This is a genomic window from Pseudarthrobacter sp. rb, assembly GCF_056389225.1.
Window position 1 is genome coordinate 13,907 of sequence record NZ_JBWJAR010000031.1, and the last position, 16,217, is coordinate 30,123.

Sequence of the window (16,217 nt, forward strand, 5' to 3'; positions counted from 1 at the left end):
TGTCCTGCACGACGCTTGCGGCTTGGTTTGGCACACTGGCTTGAGGGTCCCCGGGTTTTGGGGTCGCTGCGCTGGGCTTTTGGGGATTGGGGGAGTGCGTGTCTGACGAGGATGTGCCGCGTGCTCGGTTGTCCAGAAGGCGGCGGGCGAATTCGCCGGCGGGGACGAAGAAGCGCAGGGATGTGTGGGTGACTGCGGAGGAGGAAGCGGCTCTGGTTGCCCGGGCGGCGCGGGAGAAGGTCACGGTCCCGAACCTGCTGCTCACGGCCGCTTTGTCGGAGGGGTCGGAGACGCCGACCCAGCGAAAAGCTGCGATGGCGGAGCTGATGGCTATCCATACGTTGTTGGCGCGGGTGTCGAACAACGTGAATCAGATCGCCCGGCACGCGAATGCCGGGGACGAGTTCCCGCAGGATGCGAAGGCGGTGCTGGCGTATGTGCGCGAGGTGGCGATGCGGATCGATCGGGCGATCGAGGGGTTGATGTAGGGAATGATTCCGAACATCACCCGTGGATCCCGGATGGCCGGGCTGGTCCTGTACCTGGCGTCGACGGATGCGGATATGACGAAGAACGCGCACACTGACCCGCACCTGGTTGCCGGGGACGCGGCGATTATGGCCTGGTATGACGACGGGGTCCTGGACGCTGATGATGCGGTCGCGATTGCCAAGCACCTTGACCAACCCCGCAAGGCGTTCGGCGTCGAGGTGCTGCAAAAGGATTACCGCTGGGACCCGGTGAAGAAGGAACGCGTCCCGAACGGGCACAAGCACGCGCACGTTTGGCACTGCTCGCTGAGCCTCCGCGCTGAAGAAGGCTCCCTCACGGACCAGCAGTGGGGCGACATCGCCAACGACTTCGTGGATGCGATGGGCTTCACCGAAGCCAGCGGCAAAGCACAGTGCCGATGGGTCGCGATCAACCACGGCACGAGCGAAAACGGGAACCACCACATCCACATCGCCGTGTCCCTGGTCCGCGAAGACGGCACCAAAGCCTCCACTCACGGTGACTACAAGCGCGCACAGCAGACCTGCCGCGAACTGGAAACCAAGTACGGCCTCGAAGAGCTCTCCAGCGTCCACGCCACCCGCGGCTACGACCGGGCCGAGAAGGCCACCGCCGTCCGCAACGACCGCGAAATGCACCGCGCCTCTCTGGCTAGGAAGGTGCGTGCCAGCGCCAGCGCGTCGGCGACAGAAGCGGAGTTCGTTCGACGTGCCCGTGACACCGGGCTGTTGATCCGGCCGCGCTATGCGAAGAACACCACTGACGTCTTTGTTGGCTACTCAGTAGCTGAACGGCCGAAGCCGGGGGAGCGCCCTATCTGGTTCGGTGGCGGCACGCTCGCGTCCGACTTGAAGCTCGGCGCCCTGCGTGAAGAGTGGCCGGACTCTCCGCACCTTGCTACCGAGGCCGCAGCGGAATGGAACGCCGCCGCGCGTAACAAGCGCAAGGTCTCCAGGACCGGTCCTGAGAACGCGACCCCTTCAGCAGATGTGTGGGTGGAATACACCCGAAACGCCACAGCACTGGCCGACCAGCTGCGCACCATCCCGCGTGACGATCACGCAACCTGGGCGAAAGCAGCGCGTGAGGTTTCCGGTGCTTTTGCAGCCTGGTCGTGCCGGCTGGAGGATACGCCAGGTCCGCTGGCGGCCACAGCTGCCGAACTGTCCCGCACGGCCCAGCTCCGCGCCCCCCGGCAGCATGCCAAACCCGTCGCCCTGCCGTCCGTCGCCGGCACGGCCATGTTGTTCATGGCGGCGTCGAGCAAGAACAAGACAGCGGCGCAGACGGCCCTCATGGTGCAGCTGATCAACACCGCCTTTGCCGTGTATGAAATGCACGCCCAGTCCGGCCGTGCCCGTGAAGCCCATCGCATCCGAGCCGTGGTTGAGAACCAGCTGGCCCCATTTACTGCGACGATGCCCAAGGCCGTTCCCGTAGGAGCTGAACGGCAGCCTGCCGAAGAGGCTGCGGTGCCGCCGAGGGCAGTTGATATTGCCCGCCGTGGCATGGCCCCGATCCGTCCCGGTTCCGTGGTTCCAACAACACTTATACCCGCGAACCGAGCTAAGACCTATCAGCCCAGCCGTGGCACCGGGCCGGGACTCGACCGATAAGAATCACACCACCAGTGCAAGGGGAACACCATGAGTGAATCAGACGGCATCGACGACTTTCTCGACAACGGCATGCGGCAATCCCTGATGGTCGCCGCACGCATTGCCGAGACGCTGGCCCGGCGCCGGCAGGAAGCCCAGCGGCAGCAGGAACACCTCGACACCCAGGCTGCATGGGAAGCCCAAGCACGCCTTACGGCCGAACGCAGCTCAGCCCTCGCCGTCCTCGCACCTGTCCAGAAAGACGAGTGGTGGGACAACGCGCAGCCAGCGGACATCGCCACGGCGCACGCTGTCGCTGAAGGCTGGAAAGAGCACGACCCCACCGCCCTGGAAGCCTCTACAAAAATCCGTGAAGAAGTGCTTGCCCGGTACGGCATCGACACACGGGACGTCGGCACGGATACTGCCTACCTCGAATCAGGAATCGCGACCATCGCAACCGAGAAGGCCCGGCTGGACGAGCTGGCACGCAGCCAGGAAGAAGCACGGAAAGCCGCCGCCGAACATGAGAAAGCCATGCAGCTGATCGCGGCTGCGCAGGCAGAAGAACTACGGGCCCAAGCGGCGAAGCTGGCACCTGTTATGGAGCGCCACCAAGTACCCACGGAGTACCTGGCAAACCCCGATCTGGCACAGGCCCTGCAGCGTGCGCACAACGCGAAAACGCCCAAAGCTGCTGCGGCTGCAGACGCCGCCATCAAAGAACGCCTGTACCTCATCAACAAGGACGGTATCGACGGCCCAGACATCGAGCAACTGCGCAAGGAAACCACCGCGAACATCAACGGCGTAGACGAAGCGCACTTCAAAGATCCCCAATTTGTGAAAGCCGCCAAGGAGATGCATGAAGCAAAGCTCCTTGCCGAGGGTGGCTTCAGCGGCCCAGAGTCGTCACCGTTGGAAGCGCGGTACGAGCGGGCCGAGAAGGAACTCTTCGCCCGGCTGGAAGGTATCGGTCGGGACATCGAGCAGCGCGTCACTGGCAACGACAGCATTAGACTCAAAGACCGGGGCATCAAAGCAGAAACGGCATCAGCCAGCGGCTACGGATCAGCCGAACATCACCAGAAATTCGCGGAGTCCCTGGAAAACACCGGTGCCAATGAGAGCCAGATCCGCGGCCGCCTCACTGCAGCCCGCAGCGAGGGCACCCACCCCAGCGCCGCGGTCACCATGGGCAAGGGTGCGGTGAAGGCCCGTAAGTCCCGTGCAGGTGCGGCGGTCGGTGCGGAGCGGGCAAGGAACGGTTTGAGCCGCTGACACTAGCGCCCACGTAAAGGGCCGGCACAGCCGGATCCGTGGAACCCTACCTGGCAAGCGAGGATCGCGTGACCGAAGAGCCCGACAATCCTGGCCACCGCCAGGTCTACGGCAGCGATCAGGAGATCATTGAAGAGGCCATCAGGTTGCTGGCCGAGCTGGATGACACCCCGCTGCAGCAGATGACTGCCCTGTATTACCAGCACGGGTTCGAGGAGTTACGGATGGTGGTCGGCGATCTTCTGCGGATCCTCGGACACAACCGTGAGGGCTGAGTCAGGGCCGGGCTGATATCAGCGGGCGGCCAGGCCGTGGCAGGCACCCCAGCTACGGGCGGTTTGGGGATGCTGCTGTCTGGCCGCGGCTTCGCGGTCCACCAGGTGAGTTTGTCCAGTGTTCTTTGGACTGCGCGGCGCAGCTCGGAATGCCCGTTGTTCAGGGAGTCTTGTTCGATTGAGGTGTCGGGAGAACCGTCCACTAGGGGGAACGCTTGCGCGGGAGTGGCCGTTACCGGCATTCCAGCCCGTAGAGGGACAGTACATAGTTCAGATCAGCGTCGTTGCGGTGGATCTCGGTTTCGGCTTCAATCAGCACCGGGTCGGGGCCGAGCCGGTCGTCCTGCCGCCGCAGCCAGTAGGCCCAGCAGAGGCCACCGCCATACTTTGAATGTGCCCGGACGCCGGCGGCGTAGTTCCCGTCATCAAGAACCTGCTCACGCAGCCATTCGGCAATCGCCGTGGTCGCGTTGCGGTTCTCCCCGGCGAGGGTTCCCAGTGTGATCGTGCCGATGCCGAAGGCATCGTCCAGCTGCTGCCCAAGGTGGCGGTTCAGGGCGGCGATTGATTCGGCTGCCGTCAGGTCGATCCACCGTGTCGGGCTGGGGATTTGCAGCGTGTACAGGAGGCGCCCGTCCCGCCAGTTGGCCGGCAGCCAGCCGGGAACCATGTTCCCGTTCCTGGTCCAGTCATCCTGGATCATCTTCCGCGCCGTCTCGACGGTGATGCCGAACTGGCCGGCGGCGAAGGCGACGGCGTCCCGGAAGTCCTTCCCGACCCGGGCCATGGCCAGGGTCTCCGCGTACGCGGTGTGCCGATCCCCGGCTAGATATACGGTGCTGCCGGGGGTATCGAAGCGCGACCAGGAGGAACGGTCAGTCGTCCCCGAGCTTCGGGGCAAGGGATTCACCGGTCCGTAGGACGATTTTGCAATGCGGTAGCCCCGGACCGGGCCGCCCACGTAGGCCAGCCCGGTACTCGCGCACACACCCGTCAACCCGGGAACCTGTCTTCAGTCATGGCTGCCGCGGCGGCGATGACGTCCTTGGCGCGCATGTCCTTGATGGCCTCGATGGGTGAGACCTCGTCCAGCCAGGGATTGGCGCCGACGAACCACAACCTGGCCACGTGCTCACCTTCTACGCTGGAGACCGCGGTCCACGCGCGGTGGGCCAGCTGCAGCCGGGCCTGTGCTTCGGGCCGGGGTTCCGGGCCGTCGGTCCGCGCCCACCGGTAACTGATCTTGGGGTCCTTGCTGCCCGCCAACGCGGCCACCAGGGTGGCTCCGAGTGCGCTATTGAGCTGCCGGACAATTTCCCGGATGCCTAGACGGGCCGTGCCACCGTGGGCAGCACCAACATCAATGGAAATGCTCATGGCGCCTCACCTCCTATCGTGGAACTACTACTCTACTAAAAATCCACCATAAACACACTGCTTCAAGATGTTGACATAGCTCTTGGTGTGGCGGGGTATGGATTCCTCCGGACTGGCACCCGGCCATGCCCTGATAGCACCCGGCACATTCAGCCACGCGCAAAGGACGGCCCGGAAGGCTGGCCGGAAGCTGTTGCGGCTGATCGGGTGCAGAGCCTTCGGATAAGGCGGTGTCGGCTGCCGCCAGAGTGGATGTTTGGGCGGGCTGGGCCGGCGGCCCGGGAGTGTGGCATCCAGTCTCAGCTCCCACAGCGGCAGTAGCGATGGCTAACCCATCAGGCTTGTTCCCGGTCGTCGGCATTCGATTCAAACCAGAACAGAGAGAGCCCTAGGGGGTGACCACGTTGGTGTTGTAGCGGTACATGAAGGCCGACATCGCGTCGCGGTTCACCGGTAGGAGCGGACGGTAGGTTTTAGTTCCGCCTGTTTCGGCCCATCCTGTGGAGATACCTTGCGCGGCGAGCCAGGTGATTTCCTTGTAGAACTGGCTACTGGCGGTCACGTCAGTGAAAGGAGAGCTGGCTGGCGGTGTGAACGGCGGCTTGCCGGCAAGCCTGTACATGAATGCAGCCATCGCATCGCGATTCACCGGCTGGAGTGGACGATAAGTTTTGGTGCCGTCTGCTTCGGTCCAGCCGGTCGAGACGCCCTGGGCGGCGAGCCAAGTGATTTCCGTGTAGAACTGGCTGCTGGCGGGGACGTCAGTGAACGGCGAGCTTGCCGGCGGTGTGAAGGCAGGCCTGCCTGCAAGCCGGTACATAAACGCTGCCATCGCGTCACGGTTGACGGGGGAGAGAGGCCTGAAGGTCTTGGAGCCGTCTGCCTCGGTCCAGCCGGTGCTGATCCCGGCCGAAGCCATCCACCCAATCTCGGTCGCAAACTGCGAACCCGAAGGCACGTCACTGAAAGCCGGAACACCTGGTTGAGGGGGGACGATCTGGGGCGGGAAGACAAAGGTCCACGATGTCACACCGGAAAGGGTGTATCCGGTCGCTGGTCGGGCTTCGACTACCACAGTCCCGGTACCCAGATGCGTTCCAGGCCCTTCCAGTTGACCATTAACGTAGTAGCTAACGCCTGCACCGGAGAACGGGATGGTGTAGGAGCGCGAGGCTGCGTCAAACGTGGGGGCGCCGGGTGAGACCGTGAGGGTGGACGGGACGCGCATTCTGCTTTCCCACCGGGTGACGGCCCCTTGCTCAAAGCTGTACCCGGGCAGGGGCGTGGCCGTGATGACTACGTCCACGTTTTCCCCAGGCGGAGCCGGGTAGGTCCCTGAATTGGTGGTAGTTCCGTTCACTTGGTACTGCACGCCCTGTGCTGCGGGGATGACGTAGGTGTTTGAGGTAGGCCGGAACTCGGGGGCGGCGGGGACCACTTGGATGAGTACTGGGTTTGGATTTAGGTGCTCAAAATAATGCGTGTAGACCGTTTGAGTGCCGTCAGGAAAGGTGAATCCCGGTTTGGGGACCAGCGTGATCTCGGTTTCGTAGGTCAAGGCCTCCCTTGTTCCGGGACGGATCTCGTAGCCTTCTATCTGGTACTCGACTCCTTCGACCTCCGGGATGATGAACCCGGTTTCGGTGAACGTAGGAGCAGGGGGCGTGACGGTTTTTACGGTGGGCGCGGTGGTGAGGGGAGGCTTGCCGGCGAAATAGTCTGCCGGGTGATTGTAGGTTTGCGCCGGAACGGTCCCGTAGGTGAAGAGGTTGGCGGTGCCGTACATCCCGTAACGGGTTGCCCGCGGGTCTTCGGGTGTCGACTTGTCAGTGAAGGCGATGCCGATGCCAATCGTGTTGTGATCCGGGTTTGACATGACAGCGTTGTGGCCCGGGGAGAGGATCCATTGTTCGACGAGGCCTTGGCCGGAGCGGTCCCACCGGGCGGCAATGATTTCTGACGCTGCCTGCCAACCCTGCGGTGCACCCGAGACGAAGGCACCGTTGTGGTAGAAGGCGTCGGTGGCCGCCAGGGTGTTCGACCAGCCCTGGGAGATCGCCGAGATCGGGACACTGAACTTCAGTGGTTTCAGGCCCTTCGTGGCCCTGAAGGCGTTGATGCCATTGAACACGTCGATGATCTGCGTTTGGTTACTGTCGGCGACAACGTTTTCGATGTCCGTGGCAATCACCGCGGGGGAAGCTGTCGCTGCCGGCAGCGTACCGGGTGCAACGAGCGACAGCGCGATTGTTCCCGCTGCCAAGCTGGAGGAGATGCGAAGAACTCTCATGAGGCTCTTTCTGGTGAGGTGCGCCTGCCGGGGACGGAGTCCTCCAGCATTGCAAGTGGAGAAGGGACGTAGCAGCTTGGCGCCGGACTTTCTTTGCCCGGTGCTCGGTGTTGTTAGTTGTTTTTGTCCGCGAGACGGTAGAGGAACGCGGCCATGGCATCGCGTTTGATGTCGGTCAGCGGCCGGTAGGTCGCGGTGCCGTCGGGTTCCGTCCACCCGGTAGAGATGCCGTTGGCGGACAGCCATGTCATTTCTTTGTAGAACTGCTGTGCCGGGGAGACGTCTTTGAAGGGGGACCGGGCCGGTGCTGTGAATGCCGGGTATCCGGAAGCACGGTACAGGAAGGCGGCCATCGCATCGCGGCTGATGGGAAGGTCGGGGCGGAATGTCCTGGTTCCTTCGGAGGTTTCCCACCCGGTGGAGATGCCCAGTGTTGCCATCCACGAGATTTCCTTGTAGAAGGGATGGCTGGTTGCCACGTCGGTGAAGGCGGAGTTTTGGGGTGCGGTGTAGGCCGGGGATCCTGCCATGCGGTAGAGGAAAGCTGCCATGGCATCACGGTTGATCGATGTCAGGGGGCGGTATGTGGCTGAGCCGCTGCCGGCTGTCCAGCCCGTCGAGATGCCTTCTGCCGACAGCCAGGTCATGTCCCTGTAGAACTGCTGGGAGGGCACAATGTCCTGAAAGGGAGAGACCGCCGGAGCGGTGTAAGAGGTCGCCGTCTCTAGGTATGCGAAATAGGCGTCCGGGGTGGCGAATACGGTGGACGGTGCCGCGCCGCTGTAGTCATAGCCGACAACCCTGACGACGAGGCTGCCGTGCATACCGGGGGTGACTCCGATGCCGAGGGCGGATGTTGATCCTGCGGGTGCTGCCTTCATGGCGGACCCGTTCGCTGCGATCCATGCCTGGACTACTTGGGTTTCGTCCCCGGTCATGCAGGAGTAGTAGAGGCTTGCTGACCAGGGCAGGTCTGGGAGGTCACTGGGCGGCGACGAGGGAGCTGCTCCTGTTTTCCGCCATTCGTTGGTCCATTGCTGGGCATCACTGATTCCCGGCAGGCTGAGCACGGCGGGCTTCAGTCCGTTGGCCTTGCGGTAGGCGTTGATGCCGTCGATGATCCGGCTTATCGCTGTCCGGTTGCTGTAGAGCAAGTTCGTGGACGCAACGGCGTCAGATGGCGCTGCTGTCGCCGGAGCAGGCGCGGCGACGAGGAGTGCGGCGGCCGCTGCTGTGGTGAGAAGCCCGGCCAAGACGGTTGCTAAGAGCTGGCCAATTTTTGCGCGGCGACCTAAAGAGTTCACACGTTCCCCCAAAGTTTGCGTGATGCCGGGAATCTTCCGACAACACCGGAGCATACTCCATTCGTGAGAGTTTCCCGTTCGCCAGGCGTCGATGGGGCGATCAGCAGTAGTGGCTACGGGGGCCGCCGACCGCTGATGAGGTGACGGCCCCGTACCACGACAGGCGATGTGGCGGGCGACCGCCAGTGCTCTTACTCGCTGCGCTTGAGTGCTTGTCGTGCCCAGCTGACGGCTTTCCGCGATGCGGGGAGCCGCTTTAGGAGGTGAGCGTAGGTGGTCGGCCCGGTGGGTTTGTGCACTGCATGGTCGTGCCGGTATTCGAGTTCGTTCAGGCGCCCCTGCAGCCAGTCACCGTGCTGGGCCAATAGCCCGATGGCAGTTTCGTTGCTCGCGTTGAGCCGGTCGGCCGTAGTGCTGCCGGGTCCTTCCAGCCTGGCGGAAAGGTCGGAGGCAGGAACTGGCAGCTGCGGGGATAGCCTCTCGGTTGTGGAGTCTTTGAGGGTGTCAGCGACGTAGTCCCACCAGGCGGTGTGGAATTGACGCAATTGTTTGCTCTGCTCGATCAGGTGCTGCCGGATGTCGCCGCGCGCTTCGATAACAGCGCTGACCCATTTGGTATCGGCATCCTTGCCCAGATGACGCAGGGAGCGAAGCAGGGGCGACAGTCCCCAGTTTTCAAGGCCCCCACCAATTCGTACTTCTCCGTAGTAGTCAACGGCGACCGGCAGGACAGGTACCCCGGCCGAAAGGCCGAAGATCACTGGGTGGTAGCGGCTGGTAATGATCAGTTCCGCGTCCGCGGTGAGCGCGGCTGTTTCTCTTGCTGCTTTCTGCTCGAGGACTCTGATGTCATTCGTTTTGGCAAGCCGTGCGATAGCGGCATGGCTTTCCTGGTCCCCGTCATTCTGCCCGATGGTGGAGACGTGGGGGATAAGGAAGATGGGCAGCTGCAACTGTTCGTGGGCAAGGTCGAGCAACCTGGCCATGTGCCGGTGGTAATCATGACGGTTCATGGCTCCGGACGCCGGTGCGAAGGTCGCCGCTATATAGGCGGCCGGAAGACCGTTAAACTCCCGACTTTCCCTGGTTGCAGGAAAGAATGAGGCATCGTCGAGCACAGCAACGGATTCAACGGCCAAGGACGACAGCAGGTCGTGTGTGTAGTGCTCCCGCGACCCTATGACGCTGCAGAGCTGCAGAGCTTCCGTGACTTCGTGCCGATCGGCCTCGGTGAGGACGGGTCCGATGGTCTGCCCGGACACCACTACCTTCAGACCCAGTGAATGTGCGACATGTATTGCTGCCAGTCGTTCAAACAACAGGCCGCCGTACTGGGAGGTGAGGTTTCCCCCTCCGGCGAGGACGAGAGCGCGGCATCCCGTGAAGCTCTCTTCAAAGGTACTGATGATGCGGGTGGCTGCATCAGTTCCAGCCCCGCCTGCCAGCACGGACTTCACCTCCTGCAGGAGCCGATGGCGTTCGTACGCATTCCACGGAACCTCGGGCCGTTGGGCCGCGGGCAGACCGTAGAGACGGGCCGTTTGTTCGACGTCGTGCGTCAGAACTACAAAGTCGCCAAATCCACGCTCCCGTAACTCTGCGACCGCCGCGTGGGACATGGCCTCGTCGCCGACGTGGTACTGCACTTGGCCGACGTCACCGAACACAGCGATGCGCGTCCCCGGGGCTAACCGTGGTAAACGTGCCAGGGCACGGGTGGACGTGTCACGGCTGGTTCCACGCTTCGCGAGGCGGCGGCGCACGGAGCGGACGGCGCGGAGGGCCAGCGGCTGCGACATGCTTCCGATGGCCCGCTGAAGCCGCTCCAACTCGGCGAGGACGCGGTCGATACGTTCAGCGCTGTCGTTTTGGGTTTGCTGCAGGTCATCGATCCGGTGATGAATGCGGCCGGCCTCGACCGCCAGGAGCTCGCGCTGGTACAGCAGCGGCCCGAGTCCGTATTCCCGCGCGTGTTCACGAACGTGGCGGTCGCGGACCTTGTGGGAATAGAAGTGGTGGTCGTCCAGGCCAGCGATGACGCTGTTGGCCTCGGCTTTGCGGGCGGAGCGGCGCTGGTTCCAGAAGGCCAACGGGCGGCCCTTGATGAACCCGATGTGGTGGTGAATTAGGAAACGGAGGTGGAATTCCCAGTCGCCGACGACAGTGAGGTCCTCGTCGAAGCCACCAAGTTCGTCGTAAACGGAGCGACGGAAAAGGAAAGAGATGGGGACGAACCGGTTGTAATGAAGAAGGTCCACCAGGGAAATGTCCCGCATGTGCGGTTCGAAGGGGACACGGTCTTCGACTTCCCGGCCAGTGCGGGTCAGGCGTTCGAAGACGATCTCGGTTTCAACGCTGACGCCGCCGTCCCCGGGATGGGAGTCCAGGTGCGCGACAGTTGTGGCGAGGAAGTCGGGGTCCCATTCGTCATCGTCGTCATGGATGGCGATGTAATCGGACCTGGACTTGCGGATACCAAGGTTGGAAGCGGCTTCCATGCCACTACTGGTCTCGTTGTCCACTCGCACGAGTTTGTCTGCAAACCGTGAAAGACGGGGATGCAGGGCCTCGGCTACTTCGCTGGTGCTCCCACCGTCGTTGACCAGCACGACGCCCCAGTCCTGGTAGGTCTGGGCGAGAATGCTGTCCAGTGCTCGGCCGAGCAGCCTTCCGCGGTCTTTAGTGCGGACAACGATGGCGACTCGGGGGTGCAAGGCGGATCTCCGTTTGGTGTGTCTTGGAAAAGAGGGCAAACATGGCTGCGGCAGGCCCTGAACAGGGGCCCGCCGCACCAAGATTAGGGGTGTCCGGGAAGGGACTCACAGGCGATCCGGTCACCGTCAGAATCGAGCCGGGCCACGTCTCCATAGTAGGGGTAGTAGGTGTCGAACCAGGCCTGGGCCTGCTGCCAGGTACTGAAGCTGGTGCAGTTCTTGGTGTCGCCTGGGTTCGCTGGGACCGTTGGTCCCGGCGGTGGGGGCATGGTGCCGCCCCCACTTGGTGGAGGTGTCGGAGTTGGAGTCGGTGTCGGCGTGGGTGTTGGCGTGCAACCGCCGCCGGAGATCGGCTGCGTGCCCCCGTTGACGAACCTGTACATGAACGCAGCCATCGCGTCACGGGCCACAGGCCGCAGCGGGTCAAACGCATAGCAACCGCTTCCCAGGGGGAACCCGGTGGAGATACCCTTCGACGCCAGCCAGTTGATCTGCTGATAGAAAATGTTCCCGGGCGCCACGTCGTAGAAGGGGGAATTGGCGGGGGCTTGATAAGAGGGACTGCCGGCGAAACGGTAAAGGAAGGCCGCCATCGCGTCACGGTTCACAGGCTCGAGTGGCCTGAACGAACGTCGGCCATATCCTTCATCCCATCCCGTGGAGACGCCTTGGGCGGAAAGCCAGGTGATCTCCTTGTAGAACTGGTTGGACGGCGCAACATCGATGAACGGCGATGAGGCCGGAGGAGTGAACGCTGGGTTACCGGCCATGCGGTACAGGAACGCGGCCATCGCATCTCGGGCCACCGGGTTTAGCGGGCGGTAGGTCCTTGTCCCGTCGGCTTCAACCCAACCTGTAGAGATGCCTTGGCCCGCGAGCCAGGAGATCTCGGTGTAGAACTGGTTTGTCATCGTGACATCGGTGAATGTGACAGGTGTCGCGGGTGCTGTACTGACAGCGACCGGGGGTATCTCGACCTGTCGTGTGCCGCAGTCGCCGCTCAGTACATTGCTCAAAGCGGACCGTTCGGCCTGGTCGATGGTCAGCTGCCACCGGTATTTCACCAAGACCCAGTCCGTCGCGTAGTTGCATGCGGTGCCGGCCATCGGCGGCATCCATTCAGAGGGATCCTGGTCGCTCTTGGACTGGTTGACGTTGTCCGTGACTGCCTCAAGGGCCACGGGGAGCGTCAGGTCGTTGGCGAAGTCACGCCGCTGCTGGGAGGTCCACGCCTGGGCGCCGGAGCCCCACGCTTCTGCCAAGGGAACCATGTGGTCGATGTCGACGTCTGACGCGTTGAGCCAGGTTTGCCCGTCGTACCAGGAAACCCATTGTCCGGTTGCGACGGTGCACCCGGACGAGTAGGTGACGGGGACTTTGGATTCTGCCTGCAGCACTTCGGCGCGGGTGTTGCACCCATCACCGTCTTCATCGATCCAGTGCTCGAAATAGGAGCGGTCGTAGCCCGCGTTGGTTTCTTCCGCCACAGTCAGGGACGAGAGAAGTGACGCCGCGGTTGTGGAGTCCGCGGCGGCAGCGGTCTGCGGTAAAGCCACAGCCGTGGTTGCGGCCAGCATCAGGGACGCTGACCACGAAAGGATTTTGGACATAGGAATTCCCCATTTAGGTACGCCCAGATCGGCGCAAACAAGATGGATGCTACTGGCACCCCACGACAAAACCAGCAAAAGGCTAGTCTTTGCACCTATTGTGTCCATCGCCTCGCAGGAAGCGAAGGGGAATGATGCCATCGGTCAGCAGGACGAATGATGTGGGGATATTCGGCCGGGCCCTAGTCGGACCCCGGGTTGGCGCGCGATCCCGCTGCCCGTACCCGCCCCTCAAATACGTAAAGTCCTTTGTTGTGCCTGGGGTATTCTGTGTCCAAACTGCCGGTGGCAGTTTATTGGGGGGCGGACTTCCGCCGATAACGACGGAAAGAAGCCACGCGTGCACCCACGATTCAGTTTGCAGCCATGGGCAAAGCGCCGCCTCAGGGTGAGGGGTTGGTCCGCTGCTCTGTCGGCCGCCCTCGTGGCCGTCGCAGGAATTGCGGTGTCATCCTCACCGGCGCATGCTTCCGAAGTGTGCTATCAGGCGCCCAATGGCGCCTACGATTGCTTCGATCGGGGTGACGAAGCCGCTCCCCCGTGCCCCGGTTGGGCCTGGGTTGGGCCTGACGGCATGACGCACTACGGCTTGCAGCCGGGCCGTTTCCAAAACTGGCTGGATTCTCCTGTACCTACCATCGTTGGCCGGCCTGCCGTTGCCCGCACCCTGAGCGCGCACCCCTGCTACTGGGGCCCGGAGGTGGTGACGCTGCACATCCAGTGGAAGCGCAACGGCATCGCCATCCTTGGAGCGACGGAGCGCAGTTACACCCTGACCGAGGAGGACAGGGGCACCGTCATCACGGTCACCGTCACGGGCGCCAAGGACGGATTTGCCAGTGTCGCGCGCACCAGTGCCCCGACGGCCGTGATAGCCGCGGTGGAGTCATACATTGATCCGCCGGCACCGCAGATCTTCATCCAGAACACTCAGGCCAGTGTCGGTACCCAAATCCGGGCAGCCAATGGTTGGAAGTACACCGAGTTGTCGTACTCGTACCAATGGCATCGGGACGGGATTGCCGTGCCCGGCGCCACAGGGGAGGAATACCTCCTGACAACGGACGATGTTGGGCACCGGATGACCGTCACCATGACCGGATGGCGGCCGCAGTGGGCCACCGTCACTAAAACCAGCACGGCTTCTGAGACGGTCGTAGCAGGCCCACCCCCGGCTACCATGCCGCCCGCCGACACCAGAGCGCCAGTTGTTAGCCCGTCCATCGCCGAAGGACCCTATCTGCAGGGCCAGCAGGTACGACTGACGGCAGATGAAACGGCTGCCGTTTACTTCACCACCGATGGTTCGGCGCCATCCCGAAACAGTAGCGTCTACGACGGTCCCATCACACTGTCCCGGGATACGGAACTGCGCTTCTTCGGCGTTGACTCCGCCGGCAACGCCTCGACCCCGGAACGAAGGACCTACAAAATCAGACTCCTGCCGACTCCGGACCTGAAAGCGCCAAAGGTCACGGCGTCGCTGGCAGACGGACAATACCTGACGGGTCAGCGGCTGGAGTTCAGCACAGATGAAACCGCTGCCGTCTACTACACCACCGACGGCACGACGCCGACGACCGGTTCCCCGCAGTACACCGCGCCGCTGAAACTGGTGAACGGTTCCACCTACCGCTACATAGCCGTCGACACCAGCGGCAACACCTCCGCCCCAGTAACCAGTACTTACGCGGTTCGTCCGGCGTCTTTCGTTGACGTTGGAGCAGATACGCAGTTCTTCACTGATATCAGCTGGTTGGCCGGCGAAGGTGTCTCGACCGGCTGGGATGAAGGAAACGGTACAAGAACCTTCAGACCCCTGCAGCCGGTAAACCGCGATGCCATGGCAGCGTTCATGTACCGGCTCGCAGGATACCCGTCCTTCATTCCCCCCGCCGTGTCACCGTTCGCGGACGTCACTCCCACGACGCAGTTCTATAAAGAAATCATCTGGCTGTCCGCCCAAGGAATTTCCACCGGCTGGGATGAGGGCAACGGGAAGAAAACATTCAGGCCGCTGCAGGCGGTAAACCGCGATGCCATGGCGGCGTTCATGTACCGGCTTGCCGGAAGCCCCGAATTTGGAGCTGCCCCGGGATCAGTCTTCACAGACATTTACGCCTCCCTCTTTTACCAGGAAATCAGCTGGCTCACCGCGGAAGGCATCACCACCGGATATACAGAAGCGAACTGGACTAAAACCTACCGTCCCCTCCAACCCGTCAACCGTGACGCCATGGCAGCCTTCATGCACCGGTTCAGCCCCCTATTGACCGTGGATCAATAGGGCTCAGTGGGGGCCGCAGGGGCCTTCATACGGATGCGCTGCTTTTCCATGCCCTCGGTGATCCTGAGCCGTGACGATGAGTGACCTCTGTCCAGTAGGCTGCCATAACGCTGAAAAGGACCAACAATGGGCGCCGTCTCGCCAGCCAAGCGTTGCTGCGCCAGTTCTAGATATCCCGTACTTCCCGATTTACTTAATCGGTGCATTCCCATGGTCGCCGGCCTGCAATCTCATCTGCTAAACACAAATCCATTGGGGCAACGTCTTGGACATATCTGGGAAGAATATCCGGGAAGCATGCCAGGAACAGGACTTCATGCAGGCTGGCTTCTGGATGCTTCGCCATCGGGCAATGGAATCTGTTGGGCCAGCGGGCGTAGGAGTGAACAGTCCGGGCCGGGAAGAAATCCTGCCCGGGCAGGGATCGAACCTCACCACATGAAAGCCGACACAGTGTCAACTTCACAATGTCGGCGGTGGGAGCCATAAGAATGCTCACTAATGGGTAGGGGTCCGAGGGACTTGCAGCCGCAGGCCCGTGAAGCACCAAGCCAGCGCCGAGATTCGCCAGCGCTGCGACGTAAAGGTCAGGGCCGACTTGCCCGTGCCAGTGTGCCGGTTCTTTCCGCTTGCCTTCTTCTTGGCGTGTGTTTTGAGCGATTGCTGGCCGGCCGCCCACCTTGCTGGTGCCAAAGACGTCGAGGATCACCAGCACGCGTGAGTGAAATTACCGGTGCGATTCGACATATAGATCGATTCTGAGCTTCATGGCAGCCGAACCAAGTCGCCGCCAGTGGCCTACTTAGTCCGATAACAGTTGCCATTTGCTCGTTCTAGCAGCGTCATACTGTGTTTTTCTTGAGCAAGGGTTGTTAGTCTCCGGCTGTCTGCTGTGGGGCGGCTGCTCGGTGCGCCCCTCCCTTTGTAACAAGGGAAAGTAGTTGGCGTTTGGTCTCTGGGGTTTTCCG

Annotated in this window: 11 protein-coding genes; 5 read left to right on the forward strand and 6 right to left on the reverse strand. The window is 62.5% G+C overall.

Annotated features, from left to right (window positions below; all coding sequences use genetic code 11):
• Positions 1-188 precede the first annotated feature (188 nt).
• The 4 genes from ACWRN3_RS22135 to ACWRN3_RS22150 all read left to right on the forward strand — a co-directional run bounded on the left by ACWRN3_RS22135 (position 189) and on the right by ACWRN3_RS22150 (position 3,667).
• Positions 189-488 carry a MobC family plasmid mobilization relaxosome protein gene (locus ACWRN3_RS22135; RefSeq protein WP_476741947.1) on the forward strand — a complete coding sequence of 100 codons (300 nt, stop codon included), beginning with the start codon at positions 189-191 and terminating at the stop codon, positions 486-488.
• A gap of 3 nt (positions 489-491) precedes the next feature.
• On the forward strand, positions 492-2,129 hold the full coding sequence (locus ACWRN3_RS22140) for a relaxase/mobilization nuclease domain-containing protein (RefSeq protein WP_476741948.1): 1,638 nt from the start codon (positions 492-494) through the stop codon (positions 2,127-2,129).
• 30 nt (positions 2,130-2,159) lie between these two features.
• On the forward strand, positions 2,160-3,392 hold the full coding sequence (locus tag ACWRN3_RS22145) for a hypothetical protein (RefSeq protein ID WP_476741949.1): 1,233 nt from the start codon (positions 2,160-2,162) through the stop codon (positions 3,390-3,392).
• A gap of 68 nt (positions 3,393-3,460) precedes the next feature.
• Entirely contained in the window at positions 3,461-3,667 is a 207-nt protein-coding gene (locus tag ACWRN3_RS22150; protein WP_476741950.1) for a hypothetical protein, read from the forward strand.
• Between the two features lie 232 nt (positions 3,668-3,899).
• On the opposite strand, the gene ACWRN3_RS22155 is transcribed toward ACWRN3_RS22150, so the two are convergent.
• The 6 genes from ACWRN3_RS22155 to ACWRN3_RS22180 all read right to left on the reverse strand — a co-directional run bounded on the left by ACWRN3_RS22155 (position 3,900) and on the right by ACWRN3_RS22180 (position 12,962).
• Positions 3,900-4,454, reverse strand: coding sequence for a hypothetical protein (locus ACWRN3_RS22155; RefSeq protein WP_476741951.1), 555 nt, complete (start codon positions 4,452-4,454; stop codon positions 3,900-3,902).
• A 206-nt stretch (positions 4,455-4,660) separates the two neighbouring features.
• Complete coding sequence (locus tag ACWRN3_RS22160; RefSeq protein ID WP_476741952.1) at positions 4,661-5,044, reverse strand: hypothetical protein; 384 nt, start codon at positions 5,042-5,044, stop codon at positions 4,661-4,663.
• A 388-nt stretch (positions 5,045-5,432) separates the two neighbouring features.
• On the reverse strand, positions 5,433-7,334 hold the full coding sequence (locus ACWRN3_RS22165; protein WP_476741953.1) for a CAP and S-layer homology domain-containing protein: 1,902 nt from the start codon (positions 7,332-7,334) through the stop codon (positions 5,433-5,435).
• 113 nt (positions 7,335-7,447) lie between these two features.
• Positions 7,448-8,587 carry an S-layer homology domain-containing protein gene (locus ACWRN3_RS22170; RefSeq protein ID WP_476741954.1) on the reverse strand — a complete coding sequence of 380 codons (1,140 nt, stop codon included), beginning with the start codon at positions 8,585-8,587 and terminating at the stop codon, positions 7,448-7,450.
• Positions 8,588-8,829: 242 nt separating this feature from the next.
• The gene (locus tag ACWRN3_RS22175; RefSeq protein WP_476741955.1) at positions 8,830-11,352 is read right to left on the reverse strand and encodes a polysaccharide pyruvyl transferase family protein; all 2,523 of its coding nucleotides are present in this window, start codon (positions 11,350-11,352) and stop codon (positions 8,830-8,832) included.
• 83 nt (positions 11,353-11,435) lie between these two features.
• Positions 11,436-12,962 (reverse strand): GmrSD restriction endonuclease domain-containing protein, encoded by a 1,527-nt coding sequence (locus tag ACWRN3_RS22180; protein WP_476741956.1) that lies wholly within the window; start codon positions 12,960-12,962, stop codon positions 11,436-11,438.
• A 574-nt stretch (positions 12,963-13,536) separates the two neighbouring features.
• Here ACWRN3_RS22180 and ACWRN3_RS22185 point away from each other — a divergent pair.
• Positions 13,537-15,249 (forward strand): chitobiase/beta-hexosaminidase C-terminal domain-containing protein, encoded by a 1,713-nt coding sequence (locus ACWRN3_RS22185; RefSeq protein WP_476741957.1) that lies wholly within the window; start codon positions 13,537-13,539, stop codon positions 15,247-15,249.
• Positions 15,250-16,217 lie beyond the last annotated feature (968 nt).

Excerpts from the sequence above, each read along its gene's own strand:
- ACWRN3_RS22140 (WP_476741948.1), top strand. The coding sequence starts at position 492 with ATGATTCCGAACATCACCCGTGGATCCCGGATGGCCGGGCTGGTCCTG.
- ACWRN3_RS22145 (WP_476741949.1), top strand. The coding sequence starts at position 2,160 with ATGAGTGAATCAGACGGCATCGACGACTTTCTCGACAACGGCATGCGG.
- ACWRN3_RS22155 (WP_476741951.1), bottom strand. The coding sequence starts at position 4,454 with ATGGCCCGGGTCGGGAAGGACTTCCGGGACGCCGTCGCCTTCGCCGCC.
- ACWRN3_RS22160 (WP_476741952.1), bottom strand. The coding sequence starts at position 5,044 with ATGAGCATTTCCATTGATGTTGGTGCTGCCCACGGTGGCACGGCCCGT.
- ACWRN3_RS22165 (WP_476741953.1), bottom strand. The coding sequence starts at position 7,334 with ATGAGAGTTCTTCGCATCTCCTCCAGCTTGGCAGCGGGAACAATCGCG.
- ACWRN3_RS22180 (WP_476741956.1), bottom strand. The coding sequence starts at position 12,962 with ATGTCCAAAATCCTTTCGTGGTCAGCGTCCCTGATGCTGGCCGCAACC.
- ACWRN3_RS22185 (WP_476741957.1), top strand. The coding sequence starts at position 13,537 with ATGACGCACTACGGCTTGCAGCCGGGCCGTTTCCAAAACTGGCTGGAT.